Annotated in this window: 8 protein-coding genes; 3 read left to right on the top strand and 5 right to left on the bottom strand. The window is 55.0% G+C overall.

Going from position 1 to position 14,800, the window contains the following annotated elements; translation table 11 throughout:
• Positions 1–24: 24 nt before the first annotated feature.
• Positions 25–1,146, bottom strand: coding sequence for a DUF2786 domain-containing protein (locus tag C5L39_RS10950; protein ID WP_123047594.1), 1,122 nt, complete (start codon positions 1,144–1,146; stop codon positions 25–27).
• Positions 1,147–1,324: 178 nt separating this feature from the next.
• Here C5L39_RS10950 and C5L39_RS04140 point away from each other — a divergent pair, with 178 nt between their 5' ends.
• The 3 genes from C5L39_RS04140 to C5L39_RS04130 all read left to right on the top strand — a co-directional run bounded on the left by C5L39_RS04140 (position 1,325) and on the right by C5L39_RS04130 (position 6,244).
• A complete protein-coding gene (locus C5L39_RS04140; RefSeq protein WP_123047593.1) occupies positions 1,325–2,662 on the top strand; it encodes a glutamine synthetase family protein in 1,338 nt (445 codons plus the stop codon).
• A gap of 31 nt (positions 2,663–2,693) precedes the next feature.
• Positions 2,694–5,801 (top strand): bifunctional [glutamine synthetase] adenylyltransferase/[glutamine synthetase]-adenylyl-L-tyrosine phosphorylase, encoded by a 3,108-nt coding sequence (locus C5L39_RS04135; RefSeq protein ID WP_123047592.1) that lies wholly within the window; start codon positions 2,694–2,696, stop codon positions 5,799–5,801.
• A gap of 116 nt (positions 5,802–5,917) precedes the next feature.
• Entirely contained in the window at positions 5,918–6,244 is a 327-nt protein-coding gene (locus C5L39_RS04130; protein ID WP_123047591.1) for a hypothetical protein, read from the top strand.
• Positions 6,245–6,544: 300 nt separating this feature from the next.
• On the opposite strand, the gene C5L39_RS04125 is transcribed toward C5L39_RS04130, so the two are convergent.
• The 4 genes from C5L39_RS04125 to C5L39_RS04110 all read right to left on the bottom strand — a co-directional run bounded on the left by C5L39_RS04125 (position 6,545) and on the right by C5L39_RS04110 (position 14,774).
• Positions 6,545–7,912, bottom strand: coding sequence for an MFS transporter (locus C5L39_RS04125; RefSeq protein WP_123047590.1), 1,368 nt, complete (start codon positions 7,910–7,912; stop codon positions 6,545–6,547).
• 97 nt (positions 7,913–8,009) lie between these two features.
• Positions 8,010–9,326, bottom strand: a complete 1,317-nt coding sequence (locus C5L39_RS04120; protein WP_123047589.1) for a heparan-alpha-glucosaminide N-acetyltransferase domain-containing protein — start codon at positions 9,324–9,326, stop codon at positions 8,010–8,012.
• Positions 9,327–9,338: 12 nt separating this feature from the next.
• Entirely contained in the window at positions 9,339–13,352 is a 4,014-nt protein-coding gene (locus C5L39_RS04115) for a Pls/PosA family non-ribosomal peptide synthetase (RefSeq protein ID WP_425453836.1), read from the bottom strand.
• A 489-nt stretch (positions 13,353–13,841) separates the two neighbouring features.
• Positions 13,842–14,774 carry an alpha/beta hydrolase gene (locus C5L39_RS04110; protein WP_123047587.1) on the bottom strand — a complete coding sequence of 311 codons (933 nt, stop codon included), beginning with the start codon at positions 14,772–14,774 and terminating at the stop codon, positions 13,842–13,844.
• Between the last annotated feature and the right edge of the window lie 26 nt (positions 14,775–14,800).

Raw genomic sequence — 14,800 nt, 5'->3', positions numbered from 1 at the left:
AGAACTCCTGTCGGGATTGGTCAATCATGCGGATTGTGATCTCAGTCTACCCTCGGGGCATCGACTCGGCTCCCGCTCTTCGGGAGATTGTGGAGTCCCAAGAAGCGCTGCTAATTCCGGCCTGAAATTCGACTGTTCAGCAGCCGTCAGGCCATCAACTAGTCCCTGAGAATCCCGATGATGAAATCCTAAGGCACGGGTTCGGTGGAACTTGGCGAACACGTAATTGGTGGCAATAGTGTGGCGTTGGGAGGCCAATCTACGGGCGCGCTGTCTGGCTGGTTGCCTGCTAGATAATAAGGTTCCGATCCGCTCGGCGTAGGCATGAAAAAATGCTCCCCGATAGGCAGCGACTTGGCCGCGAGAGGGCGTGCCAGAATCCGACGTATGTGTTGGGAGAAACGCCAATCGCTGTCGATTGAGACTGCTAAATAGCCTCCTACAATGCTCGACATCTTCTGGGTGCCCAATCAGACAAGCGATGCCGCTGCGGGTCATGAGTACCGTGCTGCAAGAATATGAGGGCGCGATATTAGCTAGCAGCAGGAATTGATGCTTAATCCATGGTGCTTGAAGGCGCACCCGCATCGACACTAATGAAGCGGTGTCAGCAGGCTCATAGGAAAGATAGCGGTGCCGTAGTAGTTGAGCTTTGGCCACCAACGCCAGAGACTCGGCCTCAAATGTGCTCGACTCGGCTTTGCATAATAATTTCTCAATGCGCTGAAACGACCTGGAATATGACCTGGTCTCTGGCGGAGTTCGCTGTGGTACCCAAGATAGATCCTCGGTGAAAATCTCGGCATCCCGCAGCCTCGGTAACTCGCGGAGGCGGTCAATGAGTGGCTGGATTCCAACTGGACGAGTGATCTCTTCTCCGGTTCGCTGCCCTTGTTGCAGCCAAGCTCGGGCGATAGGTTCTTCAGCGGTGGCATCCGAGACGATCTGGCTGCAGGCTTCTGACGGAAAGTGACATGCTCTCTTCCCCAATAGATGGCGGAGATCATTAGGAGTCCACCCGAGAGCTGCTGCCGCTAGGAGGACCTCGGTGGGAACATGATGGGAATCTTGGGGGCCACTCGGTCCTGGCGAGATCGCGCCATCAGCGTGTGAGGCTGTGGGGATGAGCGTGTAGGAGTGCGGCATGGCCTACCTTTCAATTAGCAAGTATGTGCGATTTTCTTGATGTGCTCACAGTTGATCACACCCACCTGACATGGCCATGGCTAAGGGAGAGGGCTGGTTGCAGAAAACTTGGACAACTCCAGCGGAATCAGACCCCAGAGCGACTCGAAGACGTCGCTGCGCCGCTAGTGTTGTTTGTATGACCCGCCAACAAGAATTCGTGCTGCGCACCGTCGAAGAACATGACATTCGGTTTATCCGACTGTGGTTCACCGACATCCTTGGCTACCTCAAGTCGGTAGTGATGAGTCCCTCCGAGCTAGAGAACGCTTTTGATGAGGGCGTCGGTTTTGATGGCTCCTCTATCGAGGGTTTCTCCCGGGTAGCTGAATCTGACATCATCGCGCTTCCAGACCCATCCACTTTCCAGGTTCTTCCTTTTGATGCGAACAACCCAGAGATCAAATCTGCTCGGATGTTCTGTGACATCACCACACCAGATGAACATCCCTCCCTCTCCGATCCGCGGCAGGTGCTCAGGAAGCAGGTTCGGCAGGCCGCCGATGAAGGATTCACCTGCATGATCTCCCCAGAGATCGAATTCTATTTGATCAAGCAGAATGCTGACATCACCTGTTTGGAACCGACTGATACCGGCGGGTACTTCGACCAATCGTCGAACAACGTCGTCCCCAAGTTTCGTCGCGAGGCCATGGTGGCCTTGGAATCAATGGGTATTGCCACAGAGTTTTCCCACCATGAGGCAGCACCAGGTCAGCAAGAGATTGATCTGCGCCATGCCGACGCGTTGACCATGGCAGATAGTTTGATGACTTTCCGCTTCCTGATTAAGCAGGTAGCGGTCAACAGCGGAGTGCGGGCAACCTTCATGCCCAAGCCGTTTACGCATCAAGCAGGCTCGGCCTTGCACTCTCATATCTCCTTGTTCGAAGGAGATACCAATGCCTTCCATGACCCGGACGATGAGATCTCACTGTCTCAAACTGGCCGCCAATTTATCGCCGGTGTGCTCCGGCATTCGCCGGAGATCTCCGCGGTCACCAACCAGTGGCCTAACTCCTATAAGCGCATAGTCTTTGGCAACGAAGCACCCATCTCAGCAACGTGGGGGATATCCAACCGTTCAGCCTTGGTTCGGGTACCTACCTACCGGCTCAACAAAGCCGAATCGCGCCGGGTGGAGGTTCGTTCCCTAGATTCTGCGTGTAACCCCTACCTGGCTTATTCGCTGATTCTGGCCGCTGGGCTTAAGGGCATTCGCGAAGAGTATGTCCTTGATGAACCAGCAGAAGACGATATCTCTTTGCTGACTCGACGTGAACGTTTGGCTATGAGCTACGAAGATCTGCCAGCTTCCCTTGACCAGGCACTGCGCCTGTTGGAAAAGTCTGAGTTTGCAGCCGATGTCTTGGGTGAGCAGATCTACGAGTACTTCCTGCGGACCAAGTGGAAAGAGTGGCACAACTACCAGGAGCAGATCACCTCCTGGGAGCTGCGAAACACCCTCGACTACTAATAACCACTGGACGAAGGAGCCTCTCATCATCATGTCTGTCCCAAACCATCGCCCGAAGGTCCCCTCCCCGGCGGTACTCAGACTTACTGGACCCCGTGCAGCCGAAGATCTGGCGTGGTTGGGCTGGAATAATGAGCAGTCCATAGATTTGTTGTGGGCGCTATCCAGCGTCGGTGATCCAGACCTGGCGTTGAACACACTTATTCGTGTGATGACGGCACTGGGCGATGAACGCGACGACATCGACCGCGCCTTCCGCAGCGATTCCGCGTTCCGGATCCGAATGTTCGCGTTGCTTGGAGGCTCAACCTCACTCGGCGATCATCTGGCAGCTAATCCCCACCTGTGGCGGGAACTGACCAATGAACTGCCAACCTCGCGAGAACTTATGCAAGAGATGCTTGGCTGCGTTGATGCGGTGCCCGCGGTGGTAGCTGTCGACCAAGAAGCAGAGCCCACGGTCATCGATCGAGGCGAGGACACTGCCTCGACGGATCTTTCTACGCCAGGGACCTATCGGGCACGGCTTACTGGGGCTGAAGCTGGTGTTGCACTGCGGTTGACCTATCGGACGCTGATCATGCGGATCGCTGCTTATGACTTGGCTGGTACTTATGTTTCGCACCGCACTGCTGATAACCAGCAAACTGAGGTACCTTTTGTCACCGTTACTGGCCTGCTGACTTCGCTGGCTGATGCTGCGCTCACCGCGGCATTGTCGTTGGCAGTGGCGGGAGTCTACGGCGAGGAAGACGTGGATACCCAGCTAGGGATCATGGCCATGGGCAAGTGTGGCGCTGGGGAACTGAACTATATCTCTGATGTTGACGTGATCTTCGTTGCAGAACCTGTCAACCCCCGGGCCACCCGACTGGCTGGTGAGTTCATCCGTATCGGTTCAAAGGCCTTCTTCGAAGTTGATGCCAACTTGCGTCCCGAAGGAAAATCCGGCGCACTAGTACGTACCCTCGATAGTCACTATTCCTACTATCGGCGGTGGGCTGAGACCTGGGAATTTCAAGCATTGTTGAAGGCCCGTCCGATGACTGGTCACCTGCCATTAGCTCAGGCCTACTGGGAAAAGCTATCTCCGATGGTCTGGACGGCGTCGCAACGCGATTCCTTCGTTGTTGATGTGCAGGCGATGCGTCGTCGAGTGCTGGAAAATGTCCCCGAATCACTACGTACACGTGAGCTTAAATTAGGTACAGGCGGTCTGCGAGATGTTGAGTTTGCCGTGCAGCTGCTCCAACTCGTCCACGGTCGTTCCGATGAATCGCTCCGAGTGCTCTCTACCGTCGGTGCCCTGAACGCACTGGTTGAGGGCGGTTATGTCGGTCGAGACGATGGGCAGCAACTCATTGAAGCCTATGAATTCCTCCGGTTGTTGGAACATCGACTACAGCTGCATCGACTTCGGCGAACACACACCCTGCCTGATGCCGATGATCAGCGCAATCTAGTTTGGTTGGCACGAACCAGTGGATTCTCGGCCAATGCAAAGCACTCGGCTGTTGAAGTCATGTCTCAGCACTTGCGTCGGATCCGCTTGCTGATCTCCGACCTGCACTCCAGGCTGTTTTACCGTCCATTGCTCCATACCGTGGTCAATCTCTCGGTTGGCGAAATTACCTTGTCTCCGAAGGTAGCGAAGCTGCAGCTGGCAGCTTTAGGCTACCGACATCCAGTGCGTGCTTTCGAGCATCTGACTGCACTTGCATCTGGTGCGACTAGGAAATCGAAGTTGCAGGCGATGCTGCTGCCGACGTTGATGACTTGGTTGTCAACGACCGCGGATCCAGATGCAGGGTTGCTCAACTACCGCAAACTCTCCGATGCTGCCCATGACCGGGCATGGTTTTTGCGCATGCTCCGCGACGAGGGCGTGGTTGGGCAGCGCCTGATGTCTATTTTGGGTACGTCTCCTTATACCTCGGAACTAATCATCTCCTCCCCAGATTTCGTTAAACAGCTCGGTGATGGCGCTACCGGGCCGAAAGTCATGGAAACTGCTCCCGACCAAGTCAACAAAGCACTGGTGGCTTCGTCCAAGAGGCATCTAGATCCGAACAAATCAGTCGCGGTGGCACGTTCGCTAAGAAGAGTTGAATTAGCCAGGATCGCGGCGGCAGACCTACTTGGGTTTATGCCGGTGGGTCAGGTGTGTATGGAGCTCTCCTTGGTCTGGGATGCCGTGTTGCAAGCCAGCCTCCTCGCGGAAGTTCGAGCGAGCTTGAAGAATAACGGTCTTGAGGAACCACCGGCTCGTATCTCCATCATCGGCATGGGCAGACTCGGTGGAGCGGAGCTAGGTTATGGCTCCGATGCCGACGTGCTGTTTGTCTGCGAACCTGCCGCAGGAGTCGATGATCACGCAGCTGTTCAATGGGCCATCACAATTTGTGAGGGGATGCGAGCGCGGCTATCCAAACCCTCCGGGGATCCGCCGTTGGAAGTCGACCTAGGCCTGCGCCCAGAGGGTCGCTCCGGAGCAGTGGTGCGCACGATCGAATCCTATGAGCGTTATTACAGTCAATGGGGTGAAGTATGGGAGATCCAAGCCCTCTTACGTGCTACTTCCGTTGCCGGTGATGACGAGGTGGGCGAGAAATTCCTGCGGATGATTGATACCTTCCGCTACCCAAAGGGAGGAGCGACGCAGTCTCAAATCCGCGAGATTCGTCGGATGAAGGCGCGAATCGACAACGAGCGCCTTCCGCATGGCGCCGATCGAAATACGCACACCAAGCTCGGGCGTGGTGCGCTGGCTGATGTCGAATGGACCGCGCAGCTTCTGACTATGATGCACGCTCATGAAATCCCGGCTTTGCACAACACCTCTACTCTCGAGGTCTTGGAGGTCATCAGTAAAGAAGGAATTATTACCCAAGAGCAGGTCGATACTCTGCGTGAAGCGTGGCTGATGGCCACCAACGCCAGAAACTCGCTGGTCTTAGTTCGCGGCCGCCGCACGGATCAGCTGCCAAATCCTGGACCTGCTCTGGCTCAGGTGGCGGGTGCTGCAGGATGGGATCCCGATGATTCTCAGGGCTTCTTGGAGGCGTATCTCAAGATCACCCGCAAGGCTCGACAAGTCGTCGATGAGGTCTTTTGGGGGGAAAGGACCCTCGAGCCTTAATTTGAGGGAGACCTAGATGGGGTCAGGGTAGCCACCTAAGGGTGGTAGGCAGATGGAGTTTTCCGCCTAGGCTGGGCGAGGCACCGAACAACACCTTCCAGTCAGGAGCATCTTTCATGGCCGTTTCTCTGTCCATTGATCTCAACAACGGGACGTTCGCTGACCTGCGTGCGCTTGTCGACGCCGCCGAAACCGCCGGCGTCGATGATCTGGTTTCCCTCCAGCTCGAGGGCAGCACTTTGGTGGTTACTGCCGAGGCCAGATTGCCCCGTGAACGCCCTGTATCGGAGGTCGTCGATAATGAACAAGGCTCACATAGCTCTACGGCTAACCCACGGAGTCGCTTTGAGCGCAGTGGCGGTGAAGTAATCGGAGACGCAGCTTTACGCAGCGTCATCGACATACTCACCAACCGGCAGGATCCTCCGCGCGGATCCAACTAGCTTCTGCCAGGAAGATCACCAGGGAAGTGCAGATCATTGACTTAGGGTTGCCATTATGCAACCTGGAAGGAAGACTCGTCAGATTCTGGCAGCGACTGCACTGACACTTCTACCCTTAACCAGCGGGGTAGCCATAGCTCACTCGATTGAGCCTTCAGTGCAAGCAGTCAGAGGAATTAATCCTGAAGAATCGGAACCGCCTGGGATCGGGCTTGGAGTGGAACTCGGGGAGATGCTGGACAAGTGACCTAGGCCTATCTGCCTAGGTCAGTCTTGGCAAAGTGTCTTCTCCTAGATCGACTAATCTTCTGAAGAATCCACGATGCGAACCTGCCGGCCACCTCCAGCAGCTAGCGCCTTAGCACGGTTTCGCGCGACGATAATGCGAGAGCTTGTTAGTCCAATCATGCCGATGGCCCAGGTGATAGTGACTGCCCACCACGCCAATCGGAAGTCCGCCCATTCGTAGTCTCGGCCTTGAGAAGAATAATCAAGGAGAATGCCGACTGCTTGGGCCGCGAACATACCGGCAAAGAAGCCTCCCATGTTCGCCATACCGGTGGCAGTGGCTACGATCCGGCGGTCCAATCCCACCCGGATATCATCAAAGCCGAAATTGGACGTCGGGGTAAACAACGCCATGATGATGTTGACCACGATGATTGCAGTTACTCCGCGAGGCTCAGCGGGTAGGAAGAAAATGATCCAAGCCGTGCCGATCGATCCTGCGAAGACGATCGCGGCGACCACTCGGTTGGTTCCCAGTCGTGCGGAAATTGGACCCAAGATGGGGCCCGCTACTATCGACGAAATCACGTTGATGGTCAGCACCACACCAACGGTTGAGGGCGATAACCCCATTCCGAGCGTCATCAGCGGCACACCCCACAACAGGGTGAACACAATCTGCGGCAACATCGAAGAATAGTGGTTGAAAAACCCCTGCCAGCACAACGGTTCTTTAGCAACTGTTCGAAGCAAAGTAGCAATCGGGATCGAATCTTGCTGTTTGTCCTTTGTGTCTTCGGCTGGATCGTGATCTTCATCCGACTGCGATGCTGCCCATGATTCTGGAGAATCTGCGATAGCTACGCTCGCAGCCAAAGCTACGATTAGCCCGAGTGCTCCGAGGCTGAGGAAAGCAGGAGTCCAGCCTGCCCAATGCAACATAGCCAAAAATGGCACGGCAGAGAGGAATTGGCCAGACTGGCCAATAGCTGCCGTCATCTGGGTAAACAGTGGGGTCTTTTTCAACGGGAACCAATAGGGGAGGATCCGCATGACTGCCAGAAACGCGGTGGCATCTCCGCCACCGATGAGCACCCGAGCACCGATCGCTACCCAATAGGATTCAGTAAACCCCAGAACTACCTGGCCTAGCGCCATGATGACGGCGCCGATGACCAGAAGTCGTCGAGGGCCGAAACGATCGATGAGAATACCGACCGGAATCTGGGCAAAGGCGTACACACCGATTTGGACGGTGGTGAACACCGCTATGCGGGAGGCATCGACGTCGAAACGATCGATGGCGTCAACTGAGGCGACGCCGAAAGAGGTTCGTCCGGTAATTGCCACAGCGTAGACAAGTACGGCGACCAACCACACGATGAGCGCTTTGCGGGTGATCTGTTCGCGCGGGTGGGGATCAAGCAGTGTGGAAGTCACAGAAAACTACTCTAGACCTCCGCTATGAATGGAGGTTGTGCGAGTCCAAAGAGTTGAAGACCGCTGCGAGGATTGTCTTCGTTTCGCCGAGGCATGCTTAGCCTTTTCGCCGGTGGCGACTGCGGCTAGGAGGGCCAATCAATAGCGCGGAAGTCTTTTTCGAAATATCAGTGACTAATCGTTCGAGCGGCCCTCGGCCGAAGGTCTTAGACCAGACGATGGCGAAGACCACGGATGCAACGATTTGCAAGAGATACCAGAACGTGGAAAACGGTTCAGTGGTGGCATAAGTGATAAAGACCAAGTGAGTTGAGTAGAGAGTCAGCGTCATTGAGCCCATGAATACTAGGGGCACCAGTATCTGCTCCCAAGCTCTAGCTAACAGCAGGAATCCGCCTAGTGCTGCTAGTGCGAATCCCGCGCTGACCAATAGGGACAACGGTGTGTTGGTGTGCGGTCCATCCACGGCTAGCCACCAGAGGCTATCCGTTGGTAGGGGCTGATCATCTGGTGGGCCAAATCGATCAATCTCAATGATCTCATCCTTGTTCCAGCCAGCGGGAGCAGTCAAGAGATTTCTCCAACCGCCTGCATTGTTGAACAGGGCACTTGAGGTACTGGCCCCGAGGAAAGCGAGACCAAGCCCTGAAGCAAGCAATCGAATTTGGTTAATTAGGCTGCCCAGATCCAACCGACCTAGTCCCATTCCTAGGAAGAGGTAAGCCATCCAAGACAAAGCCGGAAAAGTTCCGCCTGCTAGCAGTGTCAAAAAGGTGGCACCGGGTTGCATAATCAGATCTGAAAAGCTGGGCAGCAAAACTGCAGTGAAGTCGACTCTGCTGTTTATTAAATGAATAAGTAGTGGACCTATGACAGCGGTGACAGCTGCAGCAAGAAACAGCCGAATCGGGCCCAGCCGGAGGAAAGGAATGACCAACAGAAAGTACAGGCCGTAGTAGGGGAGAATGTTGAACACCAGTGGCTCTAACTGATTAATACCCAATCCGAGAATGAGGATTAGCAGAGCGCGAACAGCAAGAGAGACCCTGCTTGCTGCTAATCGACGGCCGTTCAGCGGAGTCTGCCATCCGCTCATCATCGCCACACTGATTCCAGCCAATAGCGCAAACAGAGCGGATGATTTTCCAGAGAAGAGGAACCAGACCAGGCTAGGGTCATTGGTCGTTGTGTTATAAGCCGGATAGGTATGTACCGCGATCATCCCCAAGAGCGCGAAACCACGTGCAGCGTCAACTCCTATTAATCGGGTCCCTCGTGGTCGAGTCGTTTCTTCTTCGGGATCGGGCGGCGGGCCGCCGGACCAAATGTCACGGCCAGGTCTGAAACCAGGGGAAGGGTGATGTCCTGGTGGGAGATCCCCCTCAGGTATCAGATATTCGGGGCTTTGTTCCATAGTCACGGTCAATCACACAGCCTTCTCAACAGCATTGGTGGTACTAGGAACCCCACTTATTAAGTCGTGGGTTTCCTGGCTACGACGAACTGGGTTGCCCTGCCATACGGAGTCAGCGGGAATAGCATCTCGCCGAAGGACCAAGGAAGCTGCACCAACGGTGGAACGTTCACCAATCGAGGAACCAGGAAGCAGGAAGCTATTGGGTCCGAGAGTCGATCCGTGATGCATGGCAACCGGTTCCAAAGCCATCACCCGATCATGAAAGAGATGGGTTTGCAGGACGGTTCCTCGGTTAACAGTGGAACGATCTGCAATAGAAATTAGGTCGAATTCTGGCAACCACCAACTCTCACACCAGACGTCGCGCCCTATCTTGGTACCCATGAGCCGGGCCCAGAGATTGAACATGGGTGAACCCAGGCTCATCCGAATGAGGCTGGGCACTGCCAGTGGCTCGGCGAAGTTATCTGCGAGCTCACTGCGCCAGATGAAGGTGTCGAATAGCCTTTTTTCTCCGCTACGGAAGCGTCCTACCAAGAGCCATTTGGCGACTATTGGAATGCTGCTGGCAACGATCCCAGCAGCGAGAACTATCGGTCCGGAAAACAGTGTGGCCAGGAGTAGCCCGCGCTCAGGACCAGCAGCAAAGAGTCCCTCCATATAAATTGAGGTGCCGACGTAGACAATAATGAGATCTAGCCATGCGGCGATCAGTGCTGGTAGCAACCGGAGGAGTTCGACTGCGCCACGAGCAAGCTTGACCTTAGTCGGCGGGTCATAAGTAATCGTGTGGTCGCTGGCGATCTTTTGTCGAGGGATGCTGACTGGACGTCGTCCAAGCCAAGAGGTGCCTCGCTCAGGGTGATAGGGAGTTGAAGAGAGCACCGCGACGAGGGAATCTGGAGGCAGGTCGCGGTCGAGTCCGATGATCGCAGAGTTACCAACGAAGCTGCCTTCACCGATGACAGTAGTTCCCACTTGCACCCAACCGGCACGATATCGGGGGACAGACGCTAGTGCGTGATCGGCAACAAAGCTGCGGTCTTTGATCCAGGTCAAGTGCGGGATGGTGTTAATGGTGGAAATCTCGGTGCCTTCGCCGACTCGTGCACCTAAAAGTCTCAAGAAGGTTGGGGTAAACGAGGAAGCATAGATGAAATAGGTCGAGGTTAAGGACCGTTCCATCAGCGCTTGGATAAGCCACACTGCCCATCCCGTTACGCTCTGAATCTGAAAAAATCCGGGGAAAACCATGGTGGAAAGCACTCGAATTGTGGCTATGACTAGCGCCAGCCATACAACCACAGTAAGCAGTACTGCCAGTGGGCTCCAGAGAAGGAGGACAGGGAATACCTCCACAAATATTGGGATATTCCTGACTTGTTCGAGGAGCAGGAGTGCTCCGGGAAGAATCGCCAGAATTGGCAAGATCCCAATCCAACCCAGGCCTAGTAGGTGCAACAGATGATGTTCTACACGATTGGTTCGGCCGGGCAGATTAGTGGTGCTGGGTTTTTCCACCGGCCATGCCTGACCGCTTTCTCCCCAGTCTTGTAGAGGAGATCCACCACAGAGTTGGTGTGCGCGAATAGTACCGGTGATGTAGGAGCCAGGTAGAACTTCTGCTTGGGTTCCGACGATGGTGTCAGGATCAAATAGGGTTCGGGTGCCGATCCGAACTCCATCGCTGAGGTCAATTGTCCCGATGTAGAAGCGATCGCCGTCGATCCAGTGGCCGTTGAGATCAACCTCGGCTTCGACCGCGACGTCATCACCGATAGAGAGCAAGCCAGTGACTGGTGGAAAGCTATGCAGATGGCAGCGCTTTCCCACCTCATTGCCCAACAATCGGTAGAGCAATGGCATAACAACGGATCCATTGAGCGCGTCGAATCGCTGAAAAGTCAGCAACCGTTCAGCTGCCCAGACTCTTAGATGCGTGGGACCGCCACGAAGATAGACCCCAGGTCGAATACGCGTGGTCAGGAGTCTGACCCCTAGTGCAGTTTGGAGTAGTTTTCCGGGCAGTGAGAACAGCAGGATCCAGCCCAACAGTAGGGGTTCCCACGGAGGCCGAGGCACCCATGAGGCATCAGCAAATACGGCTAGAAACCACACCACAATCAAGGAGCCGAGAACGTATTTCAGTCCGTTGATCAAGTAGAGGAATGTCACCATCGAAGCCTGGATGAAGCCAGCATATCGAGGTATTTGGGCTGGCATTGGCCGTTGTGACAGCTCGGTTTTTAGCGTGCATAGGTAGGCATGCATCTCGGACAGTGTGCGGTTTTGGTAGAGCTCAGAGATATTCGATCCAGGATGGTGGCGCCGCAGTTCGACGACGAGCTTGGCTACAGCCACGGAGCTTCCGCCAAGATCAAAGAAGTCGCTGTCAGGGGTCAGCGGGACTGGACCGAGCTGGTCTATCCACCGCTGAGCCAGCCATTCCATTTCTGCAGGAAGCTCAGAGCTGCTTCCTTCGGTGTTGTTGGCCGGCAAAGGCCATGGAAGTGCCTTGCGGTCAACTTTGCCAGAGGTCTTAAGCGGCATTTCTTCAAGTAAGCAGAGAGTCGGGGAAATCCCTCCGGGTAGTGTCTGTGCCAATTGTGCACGCACAAGCGCCACATCCACGGTGGCCTGTGGTTCGGCGACTAGGTAACCGACGAGAACATCAGAACCAGCTGGAGTTTTATGAAGAGCCGCTGCTCCGACTCGGACGTTTGGAAGCTTCGTTAGGTAGTCGTCGATCTCACCGAGTTCGAGGCGTCTACCACCGAACTTGATTTGGTCGTCGGCCCTACCCATGAACACCAAACCTTGGTGCTCTGCGCGCACCAAATCTCCAGTGCGGTAGGCACGCTCCCAACCCAGCGCAGGAAGAGGAGCATAAGTCTCGGTATCTTTGATCGGATCGAGGTAGCGACCAAGGCCGACACCTCCGATGATCAACTCGCCGCTTTCTCCCCAGGCCACAGGTTGGCCGGCTGGGTCGACTACCGCCAGTTTCCAGCCTGGTACCGGTCGTCCGATGCGAACCGGAGGAGTGTTGGTCAGAAGTTGCCCACTGGCGATAATGGTGGTTTCAGTGGGGCCGTAGGTGTTCCATACTTCTCGGCCTGGGCGGTTGAGGCGGAGCACGAGATCTAGTGGGCAGGCTTCACCACCGAAGATCAAAAGGCGAACCGATTTCAATGCCTCTTCCGGCCACAAGGAAGCCAGGGTAGGCACCGTTGATACGGCACTGATGTTGTGGGCGATCAACCATTCGCCGAGTGCATCGCCAGAACGAACGATATCGCGAGGTGCCGCAGTGAGTTCTGCACCGTAGCGCCAAGCTAGCCACATTTCCTCACACGAGGCATCGAAAGCGACGGAGAGTCCTGCCATGACCCGATCGCCTGGGCCCAGTGGATCATCCACCAGATACATCCGTGATTCGGCATCCACTAGAGCAGCAGCAGAGCGGTGGGTGATCGCCACTCCTTTTGGTTTTCCGGTGGAACCAGAAGTGAAGATGATCCAGGCATCGTCAGAGAGAGCAGGGGCTTGGGGGAGAGCCGGGATCGTCTGTGCGTTGGTATAAGGGGTAAGCGAAAGCTCACTGCCATAGACAGCATCAACATTGGCTTCTTCCCATACGATCTGTGCACGAGAATCGGGGTCATCCCAGTCGACTGGCACATAACAAGCACCGGCCCAGAGCGTTGAGAGGATGGCTACATACAGGTCTGTGGTGCCAGAAGGTACCCGGATCCCTATCCGAGAGCCCGATCCGATGCCGAGCTTTCCTAAGCGAGTCGCCTGAATATCGAGGAGCTCTCGGAGCTGGCGGTAAGTCAGAGTTGAACCGCCATCGCGGAGTGCGATTGCATCGGGATGCATCAGCATGGTCGATTCGAGAATGTCGACGAGAGTGCGGGGAGGAGAAACCGCCTCAACGCCAAAGACCGCGTGCTGAGGATGGTCAGGGATGAACGGTTGGGGAGATATTTCGGAGTGAGGATCAGAGGATGGGCGGTGCACTGTTCTGGCTCCATGTACTGGATAGAGAGACGGTCGGTGACACCAGGTGGGTAACGAGGTGCCGGGAACCTCAGCATCATGGTGAATGCTGATTGTGGAGACTCGCCAAATCTCCATTCCTGATAAAGTGATAAGCCAAACTATTTAGTATACAAAACAATTATATTGGATGATTAGCCTTCTGGTGGATGAGCTCTCGGCTCCGCATAGAAGATGGACATTGTCGGAGTCTTCGCATTGTCGATTTAGCCCAAAAGGGTGCGCCATTGACATTATTTTCCTCACAAAAGCACTAATGTCCAAAGGTTCTTGCCCAAAATCTGTAATGTGATCTTCATCACACTACCTTCTAGGGGTAGTTATTTCATGGCTTGATGCCGGCCATATAGCTAAGTGAAAGTGCGCTCAACTGTCAGGATCCCATCAGGTTGCTGTGATTAACCTGTGTGCGTGTTGGCCACAGATTCGGAGTCCTAGTGGTTGAGCGATTTAGGTTCCCAAGCTCGAATGGAGCACGTTAACTTCATCAATGGTGAAGTGGTCCGCGTCTCGGGAAAAATCGGTGCGGACACCGTCGAATCCTAGATCTTGATAGAAGGCGGAGCCTCGGCGAGCGGCATTGAGCGCATCGAAAGGAGCGGCGGGATCGGCGCCGGAGTCCCTTTTTCCGGTCGCCCAAACTAATGGAAGCCGGGATTGTTGCGCTGTAGTGATATTTGCTATTTCAGTGGATCCTCTGGGGGCTCCACCGCCGGCGACCATAATGGCGCCTCCACTGATCATCTCGATAGCATTTGGCAGTAGTCCGTAAGAGATCATTTCTGCCCCGCCTGAGTACCCCATCCACCATGTCTGGGTGGGGTCAACGTCTTCTAAAGTGGTGATCCTCTCCTCATATAGGGCTTGGAGCCACTGAGTGTTGACGCGCAGGTCGGTCCACCAGGTTCTGTCTTGAGAGGGGGTTAGCGGTTGGACCAAGATTAGATTATGGGCAGCGGCTACAGCTGCCAGGCAGCTGGCTAATGAGGATGATTGCCTATATTCATATGCTCCATCTCCATGGAGTCGGATGAGAACTCCGACAGGTTGAGAAGGGTCGATGAAATTGTCGAAAACCCGGTAGCTGCTGGAGATTCCTTGGTGAGTGAAATCAGCCTCGCTGTAGCTTCGCTGTTGGGCATTTAGTTCTCGGTCATCTGCGGGCTTGATGCCGGCACTTGCTGCAGCATCGCTAATGCAACCGCACTCTTCGGCGGCAGTAGGAAAGCATGGAGCAGAGTTGGTCTCGTTGTGCAACAGTGCTCCCAAGGGCAGGCTAAGCGTGGCGATGACAGTGATAGGCAGCAGTATCGCAGCTATGAAAATCAGCTGAGTTCGAGAGGTGTACGCGGTACGTCCTTGACTCTGGGGAAAGATCTTCATAGCTTTCCTTCTCAGTTTGAGAGCGA

The sequence above is a fragment of the Corynebacterium alimapuense genome, assembly GCF_003716585.1.
Taxonomy (GTDB): Bacteria; Actinomycetota; Actinomycetes; order Mycobacteriales; family Mycobacteriaceae; genus Corynebacterium; species Corynebacterium alimapuense.
Note: the sequence above shows the minus strand (reverse complement) of the source record. Positions and strands in the feature narration are given on the sequence as shown.

Bases quoted from the DNA above. Each gene is read 5' to 3' on its own strand.
- C5L39_RS04135 (WP_123047592.1), top strand. From the start codon at position 2,694: ATGTCTGTCCCAAACCATCGCCCGAAGGTCCCCTCCCCGGCGGTACTC.
- C5L39_RS04130 (WP_123047591.1), top strand. From the start codon at position 5,918: ATGGCCGTTTCTCTGTCCATTGATCTCAACAACGGGACGTTCGCTGAC.
- C5L39_RS04140 (WP_123047593.1), top strand. From the start codon at position 1,325: ATGACCCGCCAACAAGAATTCGTGCTGCGCACCGTCGAAGAACATGAC.
- C5L39_RS10950 (WP_123047594.1), bottom strand. From the start codon at position 1,146: ATGCCGCACTCCTACACGCTCATCCCCACAGCCTCACACGCTGATGGC.
- C5L39_RS04110 (WP_123047587.1), bottom strand. From the start codon at position 14,774: ATGAAGATCTTTCCCCAGAGTCAAGGACGTACCGCGTACACCTCTCGA.
- C5L39_RS04120 (WP_123047589.1), bottom strand. From the start codon at position 9,326: ATGGAACAAAGCCCCGAATATCTGATACCTGAGGGGGATCTCCCACCA.